General features: G+C 67.4%; 10 protein-coding genes and 5 pseudogenes. 7 read left to right on the plus strand and 8 right to left on the minus strand.

What is annotated here, in order from left to right:
• Positions 1-268: 268 nt before the first annotated feature.
• A pseudogene (locus tag ABZ656_RS49100) lies at positions 269-433 on the minus strand (IS30 family transposase); the annotation flags it as partial.
• A 67-nt stretch (positions 434-500) separates the two neighbouring features.
• Positions 501-1,429, minus strand: a pseudogene (locus tag ABZ656_RS49105) (IS3 family transposase); the annotation flags it as partial.
• 40 nt (positions 1,430-1,469) lie between these two features.
• On the opposite strand from ABZ656_RS49105, the pseudogene ABZ656_RS49110 reads away from it, so the two are divergent.
• The 3 genes and pseudogenes from ABZ656_RS49110 to ABZ656_RS49120 form a co-directional block, all read left to right on the plus strand.
• Positions 1,470-1,598, plus strand: a pseudogene (locus tag ABZ656_RS49110) (Tn3 family transposase); the annotation flags it as partial.
• A 25-nt stretch (positions 1,599-1,623) separates the two neighbouring features.
• Positions 1,624-2,319, plus strand: a pseudogene (locus ABZ656_RS49115) (Tn3 family transposase); the annotation flags it as partial.
• 221 nt (positions 2,320-2,540) lie between these two features.
• Positions 2,541-3,539 carry a helix-turn-helix domain-containing protein gene (locus tag ABZ656_RS49120; protein ID WP_360277942.1) on the plus strand — a complete coding sequence of 333 codons (999 nt, stop codon included), beginning with the start codon at positions 2,541-2,543 and terminating at the stop codon, positions 3,537-3,539.
• 3,091 nt (positions 3,540-6,630) lie between these two features.
• Here ABZ656_RS49120 and ABZ656_RS49125 read toward each other — a convergent pair.
• Positions 6,631-7,419 (minus strand): ABC transporter permease, encoded by a 789-nt coding sequence (locus ABZ656_RS49125; RefSeq protein WP_360277945.1) that lies wholly within the window; start codon positions 7,417-7,419, stop codon positions 6,631-6,633.
• 122 nt (positions 7,420-7,541) lie between these two features.
• Here ABZ656_RS49125 and ABZ656_RS49130 point away from each other — a divergent pair, with 122 nt between their 5' ends.
• The 4 genes from ABZ656_RS49130 to ABZ656_RS49145 all read left to right on the plus strand — a co-directional run bounded on the left by ABZ656_RS49130 (position 7,542) and on the right by ABZ656_RS49145 (position 10,490).
• Entirely contained in the window at positions 7,542-7,907 is a 366-nt protein-coding gene (locus tag ABZ656_RS49130) for a hypothetical protein (protein ID WP_360277947.1), read from the plus strand.
• Positions 7,904-8,503 carry a DUF6262 family protein gene (locus ABZ656_RS49135; RefSeq protein WP_360277949.1) on the plus strand — a complete coding sequence of 200 codons (600 nt, stop codon included), beginning with the start codon at positions 7,904-7,906 and terminating at the stop codon, positions 8,501-8,503. The genes ABZ656_RS49130 and ABZ656_RS49135 overlap by 4 nt, the downstream gene beginning before the upstream one ends.
• Before the next feature lie 319 nt (positions 8,504-8,822).
• Complete coding sequence (locus tag ABZ656_RS49140) at positions 8,823-9,740, plus strand: DMT family transporter (protein ID WP_360277951.1); 918 nt, start codon at positions 8,823-8,825, stop codon at positions 9,738-9,740.
• Between the two features lie 441 nt (positions 9,741-10,181).
• Positions 10,182-10,490 carry a hypothetical protein gene (locus ABZ656_RS49145; protein WP_360277954.1) on the plus strand — a complete coding sequence of 103 codons (309 nt, stop codon included), beginning with the start codon at positions 10,182-10,184 and terminating at the stop codon, positions 10,488-10,490.
• A gap of 96 nt (positions 10,491-10,586) precedes the next feature.
• Here the strand turns inward: ABZ656_RS49145 and ABZ656_RS49150 are convergent, their stop codons facing one another.
• From ABZ656_RS49150 to ABZ656_RS49170, 5 genes and pseudogenes are all read right to left on the minus strand, one after another.
• A complete protein-coding gene (locus ABZ656_RS49150) occupies positions 10,587-11,210 on the minus strand; it encodes a class F sortase (RefSeq protein WP_079072870.1) in 624 nt (207 codons plus the stop codon).
• Positions 11,211-11,311: 101 nt separating this feature from the next.
• On the minus strand, positions 11,312-11,704 hold the full coding sequence (locus ABZ656_RS49155) for a hypothetical protein (protein WP_360277957.1): 393 nt from the start codon (positions 11,702-11,704) through the stop codon (positions 11,312-11,314).
• A 123-nt stretch (positions 11,705-11,827) separates the two neighbouring features.
• Positions 11,828-13,903, minus strand: coding sequence for a HAMP domain-containing sensor histidine kinase (locus ABZ656_RS49160; protein WP_360277960.1), 2,076 nt, complete (start codon positions 13,901-13,903; stop codon positions 11,828-11,830).
• Positions 13,890-14,660, minus strand: coding sequence for a response regulator transcription factor (locus ABZ656_RS49165; protein WP_360277963.1), 771 nt, complete (start codon positions 14,658-14,660; stop codon positions 13,890-13,892). Before ABZ656_RS49165 ends, ABZ656_RS49160 begins: the two co-directional genes overlap by 14 nt.
• A 46-nt stretch (positions 14,661-14,706) precedes the next feature.
• Positions 14,707-15,908, minus strand: a pseudogene (locus tag ABZ656_RS49170) (glycoside hydrolase family 125 protein).
• Positions 15,909-16,208 lie beyond the last annotated feature (300 nt).

A 16,208-nucleotide genomic window follows, 5' to 3' on the forward strand; every position in this document is an offset into this window, starting at 1 on the left:
GCCAGGACACTCACGGGGTCAGTCATAAGCAAGAGTCAGACCGCCTCAGCCGGGGCTACCCGATCCTTGCGGGATCCGGTGCGAAAAGACTGACAATCCTTGCGGGATCCGGTGCGAAAAGACTGACAGTCATAACTCGAGCCGACCCGGCCCATGCTTCTGCGGATCCCGAAACCATCGCAGACCTGGGCGAACGCGGCCGACGTGTACTTGCCCGGGCTCAACCGGTCGTCGCAACACCGGCTTCCTGGACCGATAGTAGATGCTCGCGGAACCAGCGGCTGCCGGCCGCCTGCGACGCGCCGACTGCGATCGCGGCTTCCTCGCTCGTCAGCCCTTTGGCGATCTCCCGCCAGAACAACCGTTCCACATCGCGGCGAAGCGCCGGTTTCCCAGGCGACTTCATCGGCGCCCTGCCCGTCAACGCCTTCATCCACCCCGCTGGCCTGCCCATCAACACCTCCAAGATCGAGGTGTTGCGACGACCAGTTGAATCCGCCCTGCGAGCCGCGGTCCGCGTGAAAAATCACCCCGCCCACGCGGCCACCGCGGGTCGACACCGCCATCTTCAGGGCGTCGATGACCAGCTCCGTGCGCATGTGCGAGGCCATCGACCAGCCGATCACGCGGCGTGAACAGATGTCCAGGACGCAGGCGAGGTACAGCCACGTCCCGCCGACCTGCACGTATGTGATGTCGCCGCACCACTTCTCATTCAACTTCTCGGCACGGAAGTCGCGTTGGACGAGGTCTGGGGCGGGTGGCGCGAGCCGATCGGGGACCGTGGTGCGCTTGCGGCGCCGCAGGTGGCGGCCCTCGAGCCGGTTGATGCGCATCAGACGCTCGACCCACTTGCGATTGACCGTGTGCCCGAAGCCCCGCAGCTCGGCATGGACGCGCCGGACTCCGTAGGTGCCCTTGTGCTCGGTATGGATCTCACGGATCTCCACGAGCAGGGCGTTGTCGGCGGCCTGCCGTTCTTGACGGGTCTTCGCGCCGGCGAGCCACCGGTAGTAGCCCGAGCGAGAGACCCGAAGGACCCGGCATATCCGCGGGACGCCGAAGACTTCTGCGTGGGCGGAGACGAAGTCCCAGCGGCGGGTCTTCACTTCATCTCCTTCGCGAAATAGGCGGCTGCCCGGCGCAGGATCTCCCGCTCAAGTTCCCATTCCTTCTCCGCTTTGCGCAGTCGGCCGTTCTCCGCGCGCAGCCGGGCCAGTTCCTCGTCCCGGCTCTCCGCGCCCTGCTCGCCACAGCCGTGATCGCGACCCGTGTGCTCGTCGGCCTGGCGCACCCAGCTCCGCAGGGTCTCGCCGGTCACCCCGACATCCGCCGCGACCGCCGCATACGTGCGCTTCCCGCCCGCCGCGCGGTACGGCGCCACCGCATCGTTCCTGAACTCCGCCGGATACGGAGACCTACGTCCCACCAGGACACCTTCCCTCGGATCTGCAAGATCCATTGTCAGAGTGTCCACACCACAGGGGTCGCCTCAACACGTCTCCGACACCTACATCGCGCTCTTCAGCCACTTCATCCCGTGTGGCGTATGGGAGGCGGTGTATCTGTTCGAGGGCCTGCTGAAGAACCAGTCCGAAATGACCGTGGACATCGCAAGGCCAGTCACTGCCTGTCTTCGGACTCGCGCACATGCTCGGCGTGGAACTGCTGCCGCGCATCCGCAACTGGAAGGACCTGACCTTCTACCGGCCCAGCCCGACGGTGGCATACCGGCACATCGACCCGCTGTTCGGCGACCCGGACAAGGACGTCATCAACTGGCGGCTGATCGAGAACCACTGGCAGGACCTCATGCGCGTGGTGCTGTCGATCCGCGAGGGCCGGCTGTCCTCGGCCGCGCTGCTGCGCAGGCTGGGCAACGAGTCCAAGCGTAACCGCATCTACCAGGCGTACCGCGAGCTCGGCCGGGTCATGAGGACGATCGTGCTCCTCAGGTTCTTGTCGGAACCCGAGCTGCGCGCATCGATCCAGGCGATGACGAACAAGGTCGAGGCGTTCCACAAGTTCAGCAACTGGCTGATGTTCGCCTCCGACGTGCTCCAGGACAACGACCCGGACCATCAGGAGAAGACCATCAAGTTCAACGAGCTGCTGGCGAACTGCCTCATTTTTCATACCGCCGTGGACATCACGAAGGTGGCCAACGACCTCATCGACGAGGGCTGGAAGGTGGACCCGGTGGACCTGGCCACCGTCACCCCGTACATCACCAGCAAGACCCGCCGCTTCGGAACCTGGCACCTCGACATGGAGCCGCCCGAGAACGAAGCGGTAGGGCGGCTGCGGATGGCTGCCTGACGTCTTCGAGCCGGAGGGCCCGGCTTCCCCAGCCGGAGGCGCGCCATCCGACCGCCGGGCATGCGAGCCCGCGATCCGGCCATCCGCGACACAGGCCAGCGCCCCTCCCGTGTGGTCCCCACCCCGCCAGGGAAGTCGACATGTACGCGTCTGCACCAGGTGTGCTCTTGCACATAGCCAGCGACGCGAAGCATGCCGATCAAGGACTCACGGGGAGAAGAATGCTGATCGAAACGGCCTTCTGCACACGGGATGTGCTCGCGCCTGACAGGTTCTCCTGTTGGCGCGAGCACATCTCCCAGACGTACGTGCCGATGGACGTCGAAGGTGACCACCCAGCGGACACCACGGTGTCGCAGCGCATTCTGGCGCTGGGAGCCGTACAGCTGTGGACGATGGAACACTCACCGATGACACTGCGGCGAACGCAGAAGCTGATCCAGCAGTCCGACCCCGAGCTCTACCATCTCTCGCTCAACCTGCGCGGGACGATGGGGCTCACCAGCTCCGGTCACGAGGCCGAATACGAACCGTACGACCTGGTTCTCCACGACACCTCACAGCCCCACCTGATACGGGCGACCGCCAGCCACGGCGAGGACACGACCCTGGGAACAGGACTCTTCATCCCCCGGAAACTGCTGCCACTGCCAGAGATGGCGATCGACTCACTGATCATGCGGCGATTATCGGCGCGCGAGGGTATCGGGACGCTGCTCGCCCAGTTCCTCACCCAGGTAACCCGAGACTCCGGCTCCTACCGGCCCGACGACGGACCCCGACTGGGAACCGTGGCGGTGGACCTGCTTTCTGCACTGTTCGCCCACGCGCTCGACGTCGGCGACTCGCTCCCGCTAGAGAGCCACCAACAGGCCCTGCTTTTACGCATCCGGGCCTTCATCCAGGCGAACCTGCATGATCCGCAGCTCACCCCGCGCACCACCGCAGCCGCACACAACATCTCCACCAGCTACCTTCACCGCCTCTTCCAACACGAAGAGGAAACGGTTGCGGCCTGGATCCGCCGCCAGCGCTTGGAACGAGCCTGTCACGACCTCGCCGACCCGGCTCAGCGCACCATACCCATCCACGCCATCGCTGCCCGCTGGGGCTTCCCCCGCGCCGCCGATTTCACCCGCGCTTTCCACAGCGCCTACGGCATGCCGCCCAAGGACTACCGCAACCAGAGCTCACAGCATTGCCGGGCAGACAGCTGTTGATCAGTTCGTCGCGGTTCACGGCGAAGGCATGCGGTAGTCCGGCGAACAATTCGCTCTCTTCTCCACCCTCACCGCGTCTGCCACGGCGCTGAGGGGCGGAGTGTCGGGTCTCAATTGCCTCCCGCCCTGTGACATTCGCCGAGCAGACGCACCCCCTCGGCTCAGCCAATATGGGTAGGTGTCGGTATCGTTCGTTCCTGCTCGATGGCCATAGTGGCGTTGCGGAGGCGGGTCCTGAGGAACGCGGAGATGTCTCGCAGCCGTGAAGAATGCCTGTCGACCAGGCGCTGTTCGTACGCGGCGGTAAGCGAGTCTGTCACGCCCAGATAATTGATTCGAAGCTGGCAGCGGTTGCTGGAAACAGCCGCCTGAACCTCCTCCGTTGTTACTCTGCTTCTGGATGTCCACCTGGGGTCACGGGCAAGCAGCAGCGGACTTGAGACGTATGTGCCGGTAGCCTTGACGTAGCAGCCGGCCCACTTGGCTGTGATGCTCTTGAAATGCGGATCACTTCTAACTTGATTCCCGGCCTGTTTCCGGAGAGCCAGCACATAGTTAAGGGCATCAGCTTCGCCGCCAGGTGACTGGCCAGCAACAGGATGGGGCGTCCCCCGTGACAGCCTTTTCTGGGCCTCGCCTGCGCAACCATGCTTGGCTATGGGTATCTTGTTGTAGCTTTCGCCTCCTTAGATGCAATCTCCGACCCTTTCCCTGTCTGCGACCACCCGTTCAGCACGCGCAGAACGTCGTCGTCCGCAGGCAGATAGGCGGTGGCGTCTGCGGTGCTCGGAGCGGAATGGAATCCGTAGGAACGGGCCTGGGCCTCTGGGACGAATCCGTCGTCCATCAGGGACCGTATCCGTGTCGTGACCCCACTGTCGGCTGGGATTATCGGCCTGGTGAAAGCGAAGCCGTACCGACGCAGGCAATCACGAGCCACCAGGTCAACCGCCTGCGTGACGACCCGGTCTTCTGCATCGCTGAGGAGTACGGAGTCGAGAGGAAAAGCAATCTTGCTATTCGCCGTCGGCGTCGGGATGGAAGCCAACCGAGGCCGCCCCGGAGACTCCGGCGTACCAGAACATCCACTCCCCAGGACAGTCGCTGTCATGACTGCGATGAGAACCGTGCGCTTCGACACTGCCAGCGCCCTCATCGGGCAGGAATCGCGGGACCGGGCGTAGCGTGACGACAGCCTCGCCCCGAAGACCTATCGGCTCGCGTTCCGCGCGAATTGTTCACGCCACACCGTACGTATTGGAACCGCAGCCCCAAGCAACTTCCCTGTCCGAGGAATTTCCGACGCAGGCCGTTACCACGACTTCGCTGCCTTCTGTAACGTTCCAGCTCTGTGACACCGAGTCGTAGTTGGAGCCATTTGTGTCCCACACGAACTTGATGGTCCTGCCCACCCCGAACAGGCCAACCCCTGACAGGCCATCCTTCGCCTGATCATCAACATTCATCACGTCGCCGCTGTGGTTCCACCAAGCGGACGAGCCGCGAAGATAATTTCCAGAGAGCTGCGCGTACGCTGGCGCCGAGTCTTCGCCTGCGGAAGCCGGCCCAGCGACGGACGCAAGGATACCTAAGGCAGAAACCGCAATGACGCTGGTGCGCGCTTAATTTATCGCCTGGTAAAGCAACTGGATTCTCCCATCTGGAAGCGCCCACCTCTGTGGGGCTCCGGTCTCCTGACTTTCCTCAGCATGCCGGGGTTGCTGATTGATGTCGTTAGCATCGCGTCCACGGTTTCTTAGCACTGAGTCGACTCAATTTCAGCTGGGCTCGGGCGAAGTCGAGGACTCAGAGCATGGAGCACACCCGGAGCACCGGTCGCTGATGCCTGTCAGCCATCGTGGGGAGTTTGAGTGGCCGTTGGGGTTACTGATGAACTCGCCTGTTCAGCTGTCGCCAGTCCCCCCATGGAATCCAGCCAGGTCGCCGTAGTAATGGCCAAGTCCGACCGCTGCACCACCCTCTGCTTGCCGACTCGCCACCGAACTCGGAACTCACCGCGCTACCCACCCATCGGCACGGTCCTCGAGTGCCTGGACGGCGACCACTGATCTCCGGGGCGGGAGGCACAAGGTCGTGACAGTCCCGCTTCCGGTCTGCACCCCGGTCCCGCGGACAGAAGGGTCACCGGGCCCTGTCCCTCTGCGTATTACGCCAGCATCATTACCAACTCTTGCAGGAATTCAAGAGGGTGCTGCCTTCGAAACGGCCGACCTGAACTCCCACGTCGCGTATGCCGCTGTTGGAGTCTTGAGCCGTTGTGTACCACGTGTTACTGGTGTCGTTGCCTTCGGACCAGTGATGCCAGGACCAGTAGCGGATATCTCCGCCAGAATCGTGAGTCATGAGTCGAACTGCCACATGATGCCCGTCTGCGCTCGTGTCCGCAACGCCAAGGCCCACGTCGACGATCTCGGTAATACTGCCCCTCCAATCGGCGCTTACCCAACCACTAGCACCTGTAGTGGTGCAGTCGTCAAACTCATCACTTGCTTGTGACGTGCCAGTCGTGGCCATGGCACCCAACAACAGGGAGCCAGCGAATACTAGCGCAGAACGTTTCCTCATTCTAGATCCTTCCGTGATTCAAATCTGGCGAGTGGACTAGCTATTGCACAGGGATGCGGGGATAGTGGGTAAGCGGTGTCCCGTAACTGTGATCACGGATACCAAAATCCCCTGCATCGCAACATGCTCGTATCGGTGCGCTCGCCGGCGCATGCATTTCATGGTAGGTAACAGCAGCATGGATTTCGTTAGCGCTGAGTACACACCTACCTAGTGTCTTGTGATTCTGTTTGTGGAACCTGGGGCGTCTGTGATCGTTGAGTCTGTGTAGGCTCCCACTTCGCATTTCCCTTTCTCATTGACGATGGCTTTTGTCCGGCCCAAGGGACAGAGCGATGGGACGCACTCTGTTTTGATCGTTTACGTGTCGGGCTGCTGATCCTGCTCTGCGCCGCTGCCACGCTCTGGGTCCCGCTGGGGATGGTCTGCCGTGAGGGCCGGAAACGTTGATGAGGCTTCGTGAATTCAGCTCTCATCAACGTCTGCCGCGGATCGGATGGAGCGTCTATGAGGCGTCGCGAGTGAAGCGCCAGGCTCCGCAGGCAAGGGCGAGTGTGAGGTAGAGGGCGAGGTCGAAGAGGGCGAAGGGGAGGGAGGGGGTGCGTTCCGGGTGGAGGGGGTGTGGGTGGAGTTGGCCGAGGGCGTCCGCGGCGTTGCTCAGCATGAGTTTGCTGGGCAGGTAGGACCAGCCTTCGACGGCTTTGGCTGCGCCGTAGCCGAGATAGACCAGGGCGAAGACTGCGGCGATGGCTCCGGCGGTGTGCCGGATGACGGCCCCGAGACCGTAGCCCACGACGGTGACGACGAACAGGTAGAGCCCGGCACAGGACACGGCGCGCAGCACGCCTGGAGTGCCCAGGCCGACGCCAAGGTGCTGCTCGGCCAGGACGGCCTGTCCGATGAAGAAGCTGGTGAACGCAGTCAGTTCGCCCAGCAGCAGGGCGAATCCGCCGATGACGAGGGTCTTGGCGGTGTAGGCGAGCGCGCGCCGGGGTGTCGCGGTCAGCGTCGTGCGGATCAGTCCGGTGGTGTACTCGCTGCTGACGCCCAGCACGCCGAGGACGCCGAAGGCGAGGACGGCGAAGGCGAAGCCGGAGAGCGAGTCGCCCACCGGGTCGAACTGGACCCGGTCGGCCCTCGTCATGTGCGACCACGCGCTGGCGGTGTGCGCCACGTCCGTGAGGCTCAGCGCCAGGCCGAACGCCACGGCGATGAGGGCGGTGATCCAGGTCGAGCGGAGGGAACGCAGATTGATGACCTCGGCGGCCATGGCGCCTGTCAGTGCGGTGGGCATCAGTGGCCCGTCCCTTCGGTGCGGTATTCCACGGCGGATTCGGTGAGGTTGAGGTAGGCGTCCTCCAGCGAGGCGCCGGCCGGGACGAAGTCGGTGATCGGGACGTCGGCGAGCAGACGTCCTTGTCCGATGACGAGAAGGTGGTCGACGTGCAGATGGAACGGCCACCGCCCGAAGGGGCTTCCGGCGCCGACCTCCTCTACTGGCACCGGAAACGCGAGCAATGGCGCTCGCTCGCGGAGCGGGCCCCGGACGACGCCACCGCCGACTACCTGCACCAAGTCTTCGAGCCGACGTCCCAGGCCATCGACGGCCTGGAGAAGGCACTCGCAGCCCTCGGACTGCTCGACCAGGCCCTGGCCATGGACTTGCGGCGCCCACAGGACTACTTCCAGCGGCTCTGGAGCATCGCGTTCCGCGCTTCCGACCTCGCCGCCGCAGGCGAACAAGACGACGACCCGGACCGGCGACCGGAGGACTCCCGATGACCCAGGCCCTTCCCGCCCCGCGCACAGCACAAGCACTCCAGGCCCGCCAGCAGCGGACCGAGGCCAGCCTCCGCAGGATCAAGGACGCGGTCGCCCACCTGGAGAAGGCCAAGTGCCCGATCACGGTCTCGGCCGTCGCCCGGCACGCGGACGTCTCCCGCACCTTCCTCTACGAACACCCACAGGCCCGGACGCTGGTGGAGGAAGCAACGCGTCGGGCAGCCGGCCGCCGGATCCAGGACCGTCACGACGAACTCGCAGAACGCGAAGCGTCCTGGAGGGAACGGGCCCTGAACACTGAGGACGCACTCAAGGCGACACAGGACGAGGTCCTGAACCAGCGCGCACAGATCGCCGAACTCCTCGGCCAGATCCGCGACCTGCAGACGGAATGGACCGAGGACGACATCGTGCGGATCACCACGGAGAACTCCATGCTCAAGAAGCGTGTCCGCGAACTGGAGCAGGAGAACCGGCGGGTGACCGACCGGCTGGCTACGGCTCGCGACAACGTCCGCTTCGCCGACAAACGCATCGGCGACCTCGAAGCCCAAGTGATCGACGGCGGACAACTATCTCCCAGGGAGACACCCTAATCTGGGTGATATACCTTGCTTGCCTAGAATCTACTCAAATAGAAGGCAAAGCCCTCCGGGACAAGGCAGGCCCCCACAGCCACGATGACGAGGACCTCCGGAAAGAACCAGGGCAGCCCGGGAGGCCCAGCTAGGCTACGTGCCGTGCATTCTCACCGGATCATCTGCCCGCCGCCCCGCTCCTGAGCGGGGTGCTGCCCGGGCCCGGCCGACTCATACGGCTGCGGCCCCAGTTCGGCGTGGCCTGAGCCGCCGATGATCCGCTGATGGCCCCCGCTCCGACGATGCCCTTCATCCGCGTCGAAGCCGGAGCTTTTCCATGCCCACACGCTCGTCACCCGCCGCTGCCCGCATCCTGCGGTCAGGCACTGCCCTGCTGGTCCTCGCCGGACTGCTGTGGGGCACCGGCGGCCTCGCCGGCTCACTCCTCGCCTCCCGTACTGGGCTGCAGCCAGTCGCTGTCGCCGCCTACCGGCTGCTGGTCGGCGGTGCCCTCATCACCGCCTACGCCGGGGCCACAGGCGGACTCAGGACGGTGCCGTGCACGCGCGCGGTGGCGGCCCGGGTGGCTGCCACCGGCGTGCTGCTGGCCGTGTATCAGACCGCGTACTTCGCGGCGGTTGAGGCCACTTCAGTCAGCCTGGCGACACTGACCACGATGGTCGCCATCCCCGTTCTGGTCACCGTCGGCTCCGCCGCCCTCGACCAACGCCCGCCTACACTCCGTGCGGCCGGATCCATCGTGATCGCTGTCAGCGGGCTGATGTTGTTGCTCGATTCCCCGACCAGCACGAGTGGCAACCGTGCTGCAGGAGCGGGCTTGGCGTTGCTCGCTGCGCTGGGGTTCGCCGTGCTCACACTGGACCGTCGAGCGCCGCTGCCTGGCCTGGACCGGGACGCCACGACCGGGCTGGGCTTCCTGACAGGGGGCCTCCTGCTGTTGCCCGCCAGCCTGGGGTCCGGGATGGAACTACCACCGCGGGCTGACGCGGTCAGCGCCGTGGTGTTCCTCGGGCTGGTGCCCACGGCCGTCGCCTACACCAGCTACTTCGCAGGCTTGCACCACGCTGGTGCAGCCGCCGGAGTTGTCGCAGTCCTCCTCGAACCGCTCACCGCCACGCTGCTCGCGGTACTACTCGGCCATGATCGCCTGGGCGGGGCGCAGATCCTCGGCGCCTTCCTCGTCCTGGTCTCGATCGGCATCCAGCAGGCTCCGACCAAGACGACCGTCACATAGTGAACATCCCCTGCCTGTCAGCGCCTCTCCTACGAGGCGCTGAGCGGGGTGCTCGGGCAAGCAGGTCTGTCCATCGTCCGAGCACCCTCGCGGAGAGAAATCCAGCGAGCCCCATCAAAGAAATGGCCCCAACTCAAGCCGCCTCCCGGGGACATCTCACTACACCTGATCTTCACCACCTGATCGAGTGAGCCGCAGCGAGTCTGCAGCCACGTCCCGGACATGTTCGCTATGTTCCTGCCCAGGTCATGGTCCCTCCAGGGACACTGTCGGCCGGAAAAGCGTGCGAGACACCGACCCGGCCGCGGCTGCGCTCGACTACGGACTGTCCCAGCGCGCCCTGATCGCCGTCTCCGGCCGCATGGACGTCGTCGCGGAGCTGATCCCCGGCGCCTTGCCGCGCTCGCCCACAGCGGCCTTCAGGCCCTCGATGAGCCGACGGTGCGCGCGGTGGTCTGCCAGGCCGTCCGCGACGTCCGCATCGCCCCGCCTCCGCCGCCCGTCGATCCATCGGCGGATCCCGTAGTCGCCGCGGGGCGCCAGCTCACCGACGACCTCTCCGCCAGCGCGCACGCGATCGGCGAGCTGATGCTCGAAGTCGCGCCGGCCTACCTGTCCGAGACCGAGGCGGCGACCGGCGTCATGGCGCTGCTGTGCGAGCAGATCGGCGAGCCCCTCGAACACGGCCTCGCCGCCCGCCGCTACGCGATGTCCGGGGACCGCCGCGCCCTGCACGGCACCGTCCTCTGACCGCCGCCGCTTACCTCACCCCGACTCCTGCTATGAGCCACACACCCCGTTTCCCCTGGTGAACAGGGTGCGCTATGAGGCTGTCAGGTACGGCCCTCAGCTCGCTGTCGCGTACACGATGAGGTTGTCGACAGGGTGCCCCTGCGCGTCGAAGTCGCCGTCGCACGTGATGAGCCGTAGAGCACGTTCCTGGGTCGGCCCGTAGACCTTCTCCGTCGGGAAGGCGTTCTTGGCGACGCTCTCCGTGGCCGTGACGGTGAAGTGGAGGGCTTTTCCCGTCTTGTCGGTGACGGTGATGTCCGCACCCTCCTTGATCTTCTTCAGGTCGTGGAAGACGGCCTCGCCGAAGCGGGTGTCGTTGTGGCCGATGATGACGGCCGCGCCGATCTCACCGGGCACCGCACCGCCCGTGTACCAGCCCGCGGTCATCCCCTCCTCGGCCGGCGGGACCTGGACCGTCCGGTCCGTGTTGAGGCCCAACTCCATCAGCGAACTGGTGATCCCCACGGAGGGAACGGCCACCTCGGCAGGGGCCGCCGGAGCGTCGGCCGCAGGCCGCTCGGACTTCGGAGCGCCCGACGCGGCGGCGGGGGCGGTGGGGGCGACCCGGACCGTCGGGTCGGGGCCGGACGAACAGCCGGTGAGCAGGGTGACGAGGGTCAACAGGGTGAGGGTCGCGAGGCGGGCCCGGGACAGGGCCGGACGGTGTGCAGGGGGCAACTCGGGCTCCAGAACAGGGTGCGAGGGTTCGCCGGAACGCACAGGGCGCCGCCTGGTGAAGGGCGGCGCCACCGTTTCGTACGAGAGGTCGTGCTGCCGGGTCAGCCTTCGCGGCGGGCGGTGGTGCGGCGGCGCAGTACGTAGGTGCCGGCGCCTGCGAGCAGCAGCGCGCCGGTGGCCGAACCGATGAGCGTGCCGGTGTTGTCGTCCTGGGCGGGGGCCTCGCCCGCGGCGACACCGCCACGCGGGTAGTCCTTGCCTCCGGCCTTCTGGGCTTCGGCGGCCTTCTTGGCCTCGGCCTCCTTGAGCGTCCTGGCGTCCTCGGCCTTCTTCTTCGCCAGGGCCTCCTTGTCGGCCGGGGTCGAGGCGGTCGCGCCCGGCGTCGGAGTCGGGCCGGTGGCGAAGGCCGCGGTGGCCGGGACGAGCAGCGCGCCGGCCGCGACGCCGGTCAGGACAGCGATACGCAGCGGGCGCAGGGTGAGACGGCGGGACATGTGAGGGCTCCAGTTCCAGCCCGGCTTGGTCGTTCCTGGTTGCCGATCCGCACCAGGTTCCGGGCATGGCTTCACCCTGACGGCCACTTGTGAGGAAACTGTCAGAGCGCTGTCGTCATCCCATCAGGGTCGACCGGGGCCCTCCGGCTTCCGTGACTCGGCTGTCGGCAGCCGCAGGGTGAAGGTGGCCCCCTCCCCCTCCGTGCTCGCCACGTCCACCGTGCCGCCGTGGGCCTCGGCGAGCTTGAGGACGATCGCCAGGCCGAGGCCGCTGCCGCCGGTGCTGCGATTGCGGGACTTCTCCGCCCGCCAGAAACGGTCGAACACGTACGGGAGGTCGCCCGCCGGAATGCCACTGCCGGTGTCGGACACCTCCACGGCGAGCTCGTCCCCCGGGTCGGTGACGTACCGGCGCAGGGTCACCGTGCCGCCGGCCGGGGTGTGGCGCACCGCGTTGGAGAGCAGGTTGCTGACGGTCTGCCGCAGCCGTACGGGGTCGGCGTCGAGGAGCGGTGGGTGAGGGGTGCCCGGCGGCGGTGTCAGGACCGTGAGGGTGACGCCCGCCGTCTCGGCCAACCCCTGGTGCGCGGCGGCGACCTGGCCGAGCAGTTCGTCGATCCGTACCGGCTTCCGGTGCAGCCGCAGGGCGCCCGCGTCGGCCGCGCCCAGGTCCTGGAGGTCGTTGATGAGGTGCTGGAGCTGCACCGCCTCCTCCAGGAGCGAGGAGACGAACGCGGGGTCCGGCACGGCCAGTCCGTCGTGGGCCGCCTCCAGCCAGCCCCGGATGTTGCTCAGCGGCGTTCGCAGCTCATGGGCGACATCGCTGACCATCACCTTGCGCTGCTCCTCCAGGCGGGCCCGGTGCGCGGCCATGTCGTTGAAGGCCGCCGTCAGCCGTCCGATCTCATTGTCGGAGACGACGGGCACGGGCACCGGCGTCGCGTCCAGGCCCTCCCGCATGCGCTGGGCGGCGCCGGTGAGCGCGTGCAACGGGCGTACGAGCCTGGCTCCGGCGAGCACCGAGGCGCCGACGGTGAGGGCGAGGACCAGGGCGGTGACACCGGCGATGCGTGCGGTGTTGGCGCGGGAGAGGTCGAAGCCAGGCACGCCGGCGGCACCGGGGCCGTCGATGAACAGGAGTGCGGGCTCGGCGACATAGCCCGTGAGCTGTTCCCGGCGGGCGCTTTCGACACAGTTGGCCACGGCCCGGTCGTACGCGCTGTCGCGGATCTCGGCGGGGGCGTAGTCGAGTGCGCCGCCGGAAGCCGCTTTGCGTTCGGCCGTCGCGGCGTCCTCCGCCTTCTTGGCGGCCAGGGCCTTCGCCTCCCGATCGCTGAGGCCGTCCTTGGCGCCGGAGACCGCGTCGTCCCGCCCGTATGCGTAACTCCGGTCCCAGGACAGGTTCAGGTTCAGTTTCACGGCGGTGCGACCCTGTCGTTTCAGACAGGCGTCAGCCAGTTGGTTGAGGGCGCTCAGGGCCTTCCGCTCGGTCGCGGTGGGACCGACCGGGTAGGACGCAAAGCACTTGGCCTCCATGTCACGGTCGGTGACGCTGTCGGTCCCCCCCTCGGTTTCGTCGCTCACGAACTGGACGCGGGGCCGTCCGCCCGGGCTCTCGACGACGTCGGCGGCGATACCCATCTGGCTGAGGCACTCCACCCTCCCGGCGGCGGCCTTCCGCAGTGCGTCGTGTTCCTTCGCGGGCAGCCGGAAGGGCCCCACGGCCCGTGGATCGACGCGGTCGGCGCCGGCCTTGGCCGCGTCGGGCACCAGCACGGTGTCGACGGAGCGTGGATCCACGACCGCCGAGGCCTGCTGAGCGAGCAGATCGTCGGACGAACCGCCGCCGGCTGAGCGCGAGTCGGCCGAGTCCACGAACGGGCGTCGGCCCGGCGTGGTGAGCACGATCCGGCGCCCGGACTCCAGGGCCAGATCTCGCACGGTGGTGTCGACGCCGTCCCAGTCGGGGTGGGTGGCCGCGTAGCCGAGGAGGGTGTTGTAGATCTTCGCGTCGGACTTGAGGTTCTGCCCCTGCTCCTGGCGGATCGCGACGGAGGTCGTCTGCACGGCCAGCCAGGCGGTCGCGGCGACCGAGCACGAGGCCACCAGCGCCGTCACGGTCAACAGCCGCCCCGCCAGGCTCTTGCGCAGCGGCAGCCGGGCGGCCCCCGCCGCACCTCCCCTGTCAGGACGACGCATGGCGCACGTTCTTCGCGGGGTCCGTGAGTTTGTAGCCGACGCCGAAGACGGTGATGAGACGGGCCGGCCGTCGTGGGGCGCGCTCGATCTTCTTGCGCAGGTTCATGACGTGCACGTCGACGGTCCGGCCGCTGATGTACTTGTCGAAGCCGTGCAGCTCGTCCAGGAGCCGTGCCCTGGTGAAGACCCGGCCGGGCTCGGCCGCCATCGCCGCGAGGATACGGAACTCACCGGGCGTGCACTCGACGGGCGTCCCGGCGACCGACACCTCGTGCCGCGAGGGATCGACCCTGAGCGCGCCGACCGTCAACACCTCGTCGTCCGGGGCCGCTTCGGGCTCCGAGGCGGGAGCGGGGGCGGGTACGGTCGCCGGAGCCGGGTCGGGGCCGCGCCGGTTGCGGCGAAGCAACGTCCTTACCCGGGCGGTGAGTTCACGCGGACTGAACGGCTTGGTCATGTAGTCGTCGGCGCCGAGGTCGAGGCCGAGCAGCAGATCGTCTTCGGTGCTGCGGGCCGTCAGCATCAGCACCGGCACCTCCCGGCGTTCGGCGCGCAGGATCCGTACGACGTCGAGACCGTCGGCCCCGGGCATCATCACGTCGAGGACGACCAGGTCGGGTTCCTGGTGCCGGACCGTCTCGAGAGCCGTCCGGCCGTCCTCGACGACCGTGACGGCGTGACCCTCGTGCTCCAGGTAGCGGCGCACCAGTTCGGCCTGCTTCGCGTCGTCTTCGGCGACCACAATGTTTGCGCACACGCCGCAGATCGTAGCGACCGCCGGCGCCGGGAGGTCGCAAGTGTCCTTACCGTGAGGGCGGTTCGGTGGTGGACAGGCGAGGGTGCAGGGCTGTCGTCGAGCGTCCCGTGAGGTCGAGGAGCAGCTCGGCGAAGAGGGCGTCGCCCCACCCGAACCAGGGGCGGGTGAAGGTCGCGGGGCCGTCGACGTGGAAGCTCTCGTGCATGGAGCCGGTGCCCCCGTCGGTGCGCAGCAGCAGCTCCGCGAGGCGGGTCCGCTCGGCCTCGTCGTCGCTGGTCAGCGCCTGCATGGTCAGGGAGAGCGGCCAGATGTGGTCGGGCGGGGTGTGCGGGCTGTCGATGCCGGACGCCGAACTGCCCGCGTAGTAGAAGGGGTTGGCGTCGCTGAGGACGAACTCGCGGGTGCGCAGGCAGAGCTGTTCGCCCGGGTCGCACCAGCCCAGGTAGGGCAGCGAGAGGAGGCTCGGGATGTTGGCGTCGTCCATCAGCAACTGCCCGCAGAGACCGTCGACTTCGTACGCGTACACCGTCGGGTCTGCCCCTGCGGTCACCCGTGCGTACGCACCCCGGTGGCGATCTCGGCCGAGAGGGCCGTGGCGTCGGCGGCGAGGCCGGGGTCACCGATCGCCGTCGCCAGCTCGGCGAGACCGCTCAGCGCGACGGCCGCCATGGCGTTGGACGGGACCAGGTAGCCGTGGTGGCAGCGGTCGTCGCTGGGGCGGAAGCCGGACCAGGTCATGCCGGTGGGCGCGACCGGCGCGCCCCGGCCGCCGCGCGGCAGCGAGTCGAACGCGTCGTCGCCGAGGCGCCGGAACTCGTACGGTGAGCGGTTCTCGTGGTCCTGCTCGACCCGCCACAGGGCGATGATGCGGCGGGCGGCGCGGACGAAGCGGTCGTCGGCGGTGAGATGGCCGAGGCTGCCGGTGGTCCGCCAGATGCCGTAGGCCAGCTGGAGCGGGGCGCAAAGCGAGTCGACCTCGTACTTCTGCTCCCAGACCAGCGGGGCGGGGGCCGGCTCGTCGACGTATCCGGCGCCGGAGCCGTCGGGTTCGGCGTTGAAGGCGTTGGCGTACGGGTCGGCGAGGACGTACCGCAACTGGCGGCGCAGGACGCCGGTGAGCGCGGCGGCGACGGCGGGGTCGTCGGCGGCGAGGAGGCAGGGGCGGACCTGGGCGGTGCTGTCGCGCAGCCACATCGCGGCGATGTCGCCGGTGAGGACGAAGACCTCGCCGTCGGGGAGCGGGCGCATGGCCCTGCCCCAGGTGCCGGTCAGCAGGCCGGTGAAGCGGTCGGCGGCGTGCGGGGCGAGGGAGCGCAGCTCGCGGTGCACATCGGCACTCAGGGCATCGACACCGAGCACGCAATCGGCGCTACACCCGAAGGTGCAGCGCCGATGTCCGTACGAGACCGGCGACCGGGGCAGCCGACGGCGTGCAGCGAGCCGCGGCGCTTAGCTTGAAATTTAACCTTCAGTGATCGTTTGAGGTTCGGATCGTTCACTCACATGGGGATCTGCCGGACATGGCGACGACCTCCCTTTCACGCTGTG

This window comes from Streptomyces sp. NPDC007095 (genome assembly GCF_040634475.1).
Lineage (GTDB): Bacteria > Actinomycetota > Actinomycetes > Streptomycetales > Streptomycetaceae > Streptomyces.

What these genes read in the sequence shown, in the direction of transcription:
- ABZ656_RS49120 (WP_360277942.1), top strand. Translation starts at nt 2,541, where the DNA reads ATGCTGATCGAAACGGCCTTCTGCACACGGGATGTGCTCGCGCCTGAC.
- ABZ656_RS49125 (WP_360277945.1), bottom strand. Translation starts at nt 7,419, where the DNA reads ATGCCCACCGCACTGACAGGCGCCATGGCCGCCGAGGTCATCAATCTG.
- ABZ656_RS49135 (WP_360277949.1), top strand. Translation starts at nt 7,904, where the DNA reads ATGACCCAGGCCCTTCCCGCCCCGCGCACAGCACAAGCACTCCAGGCC.
- ABZ656_RS49140 (WP_360277951.1), top strand. Translation starts at nt 8,823, where the DNA reads ATGCCCACACGCTCGTCACCCGCCGCTGCCCGCATCCTGCGGTCAGGC.
- ABZ656_RS49155 (WP_360277957.1), bottom strand. Translation starts at nt 11,704, where the DNA reads ATGTCCCGCCGTCTCACCCTGCGCCCGCTGCGTATCGCTGTCCTGACC.
- ABZ656_RS49160 (WP_360277960.1), bottom strand. Translation starts at nt 13,903, where the DNA reads ATGCGTCGTCCTGACAGGGGAGGTGCGGCGGGGGCCGCCCGGCTGCCG.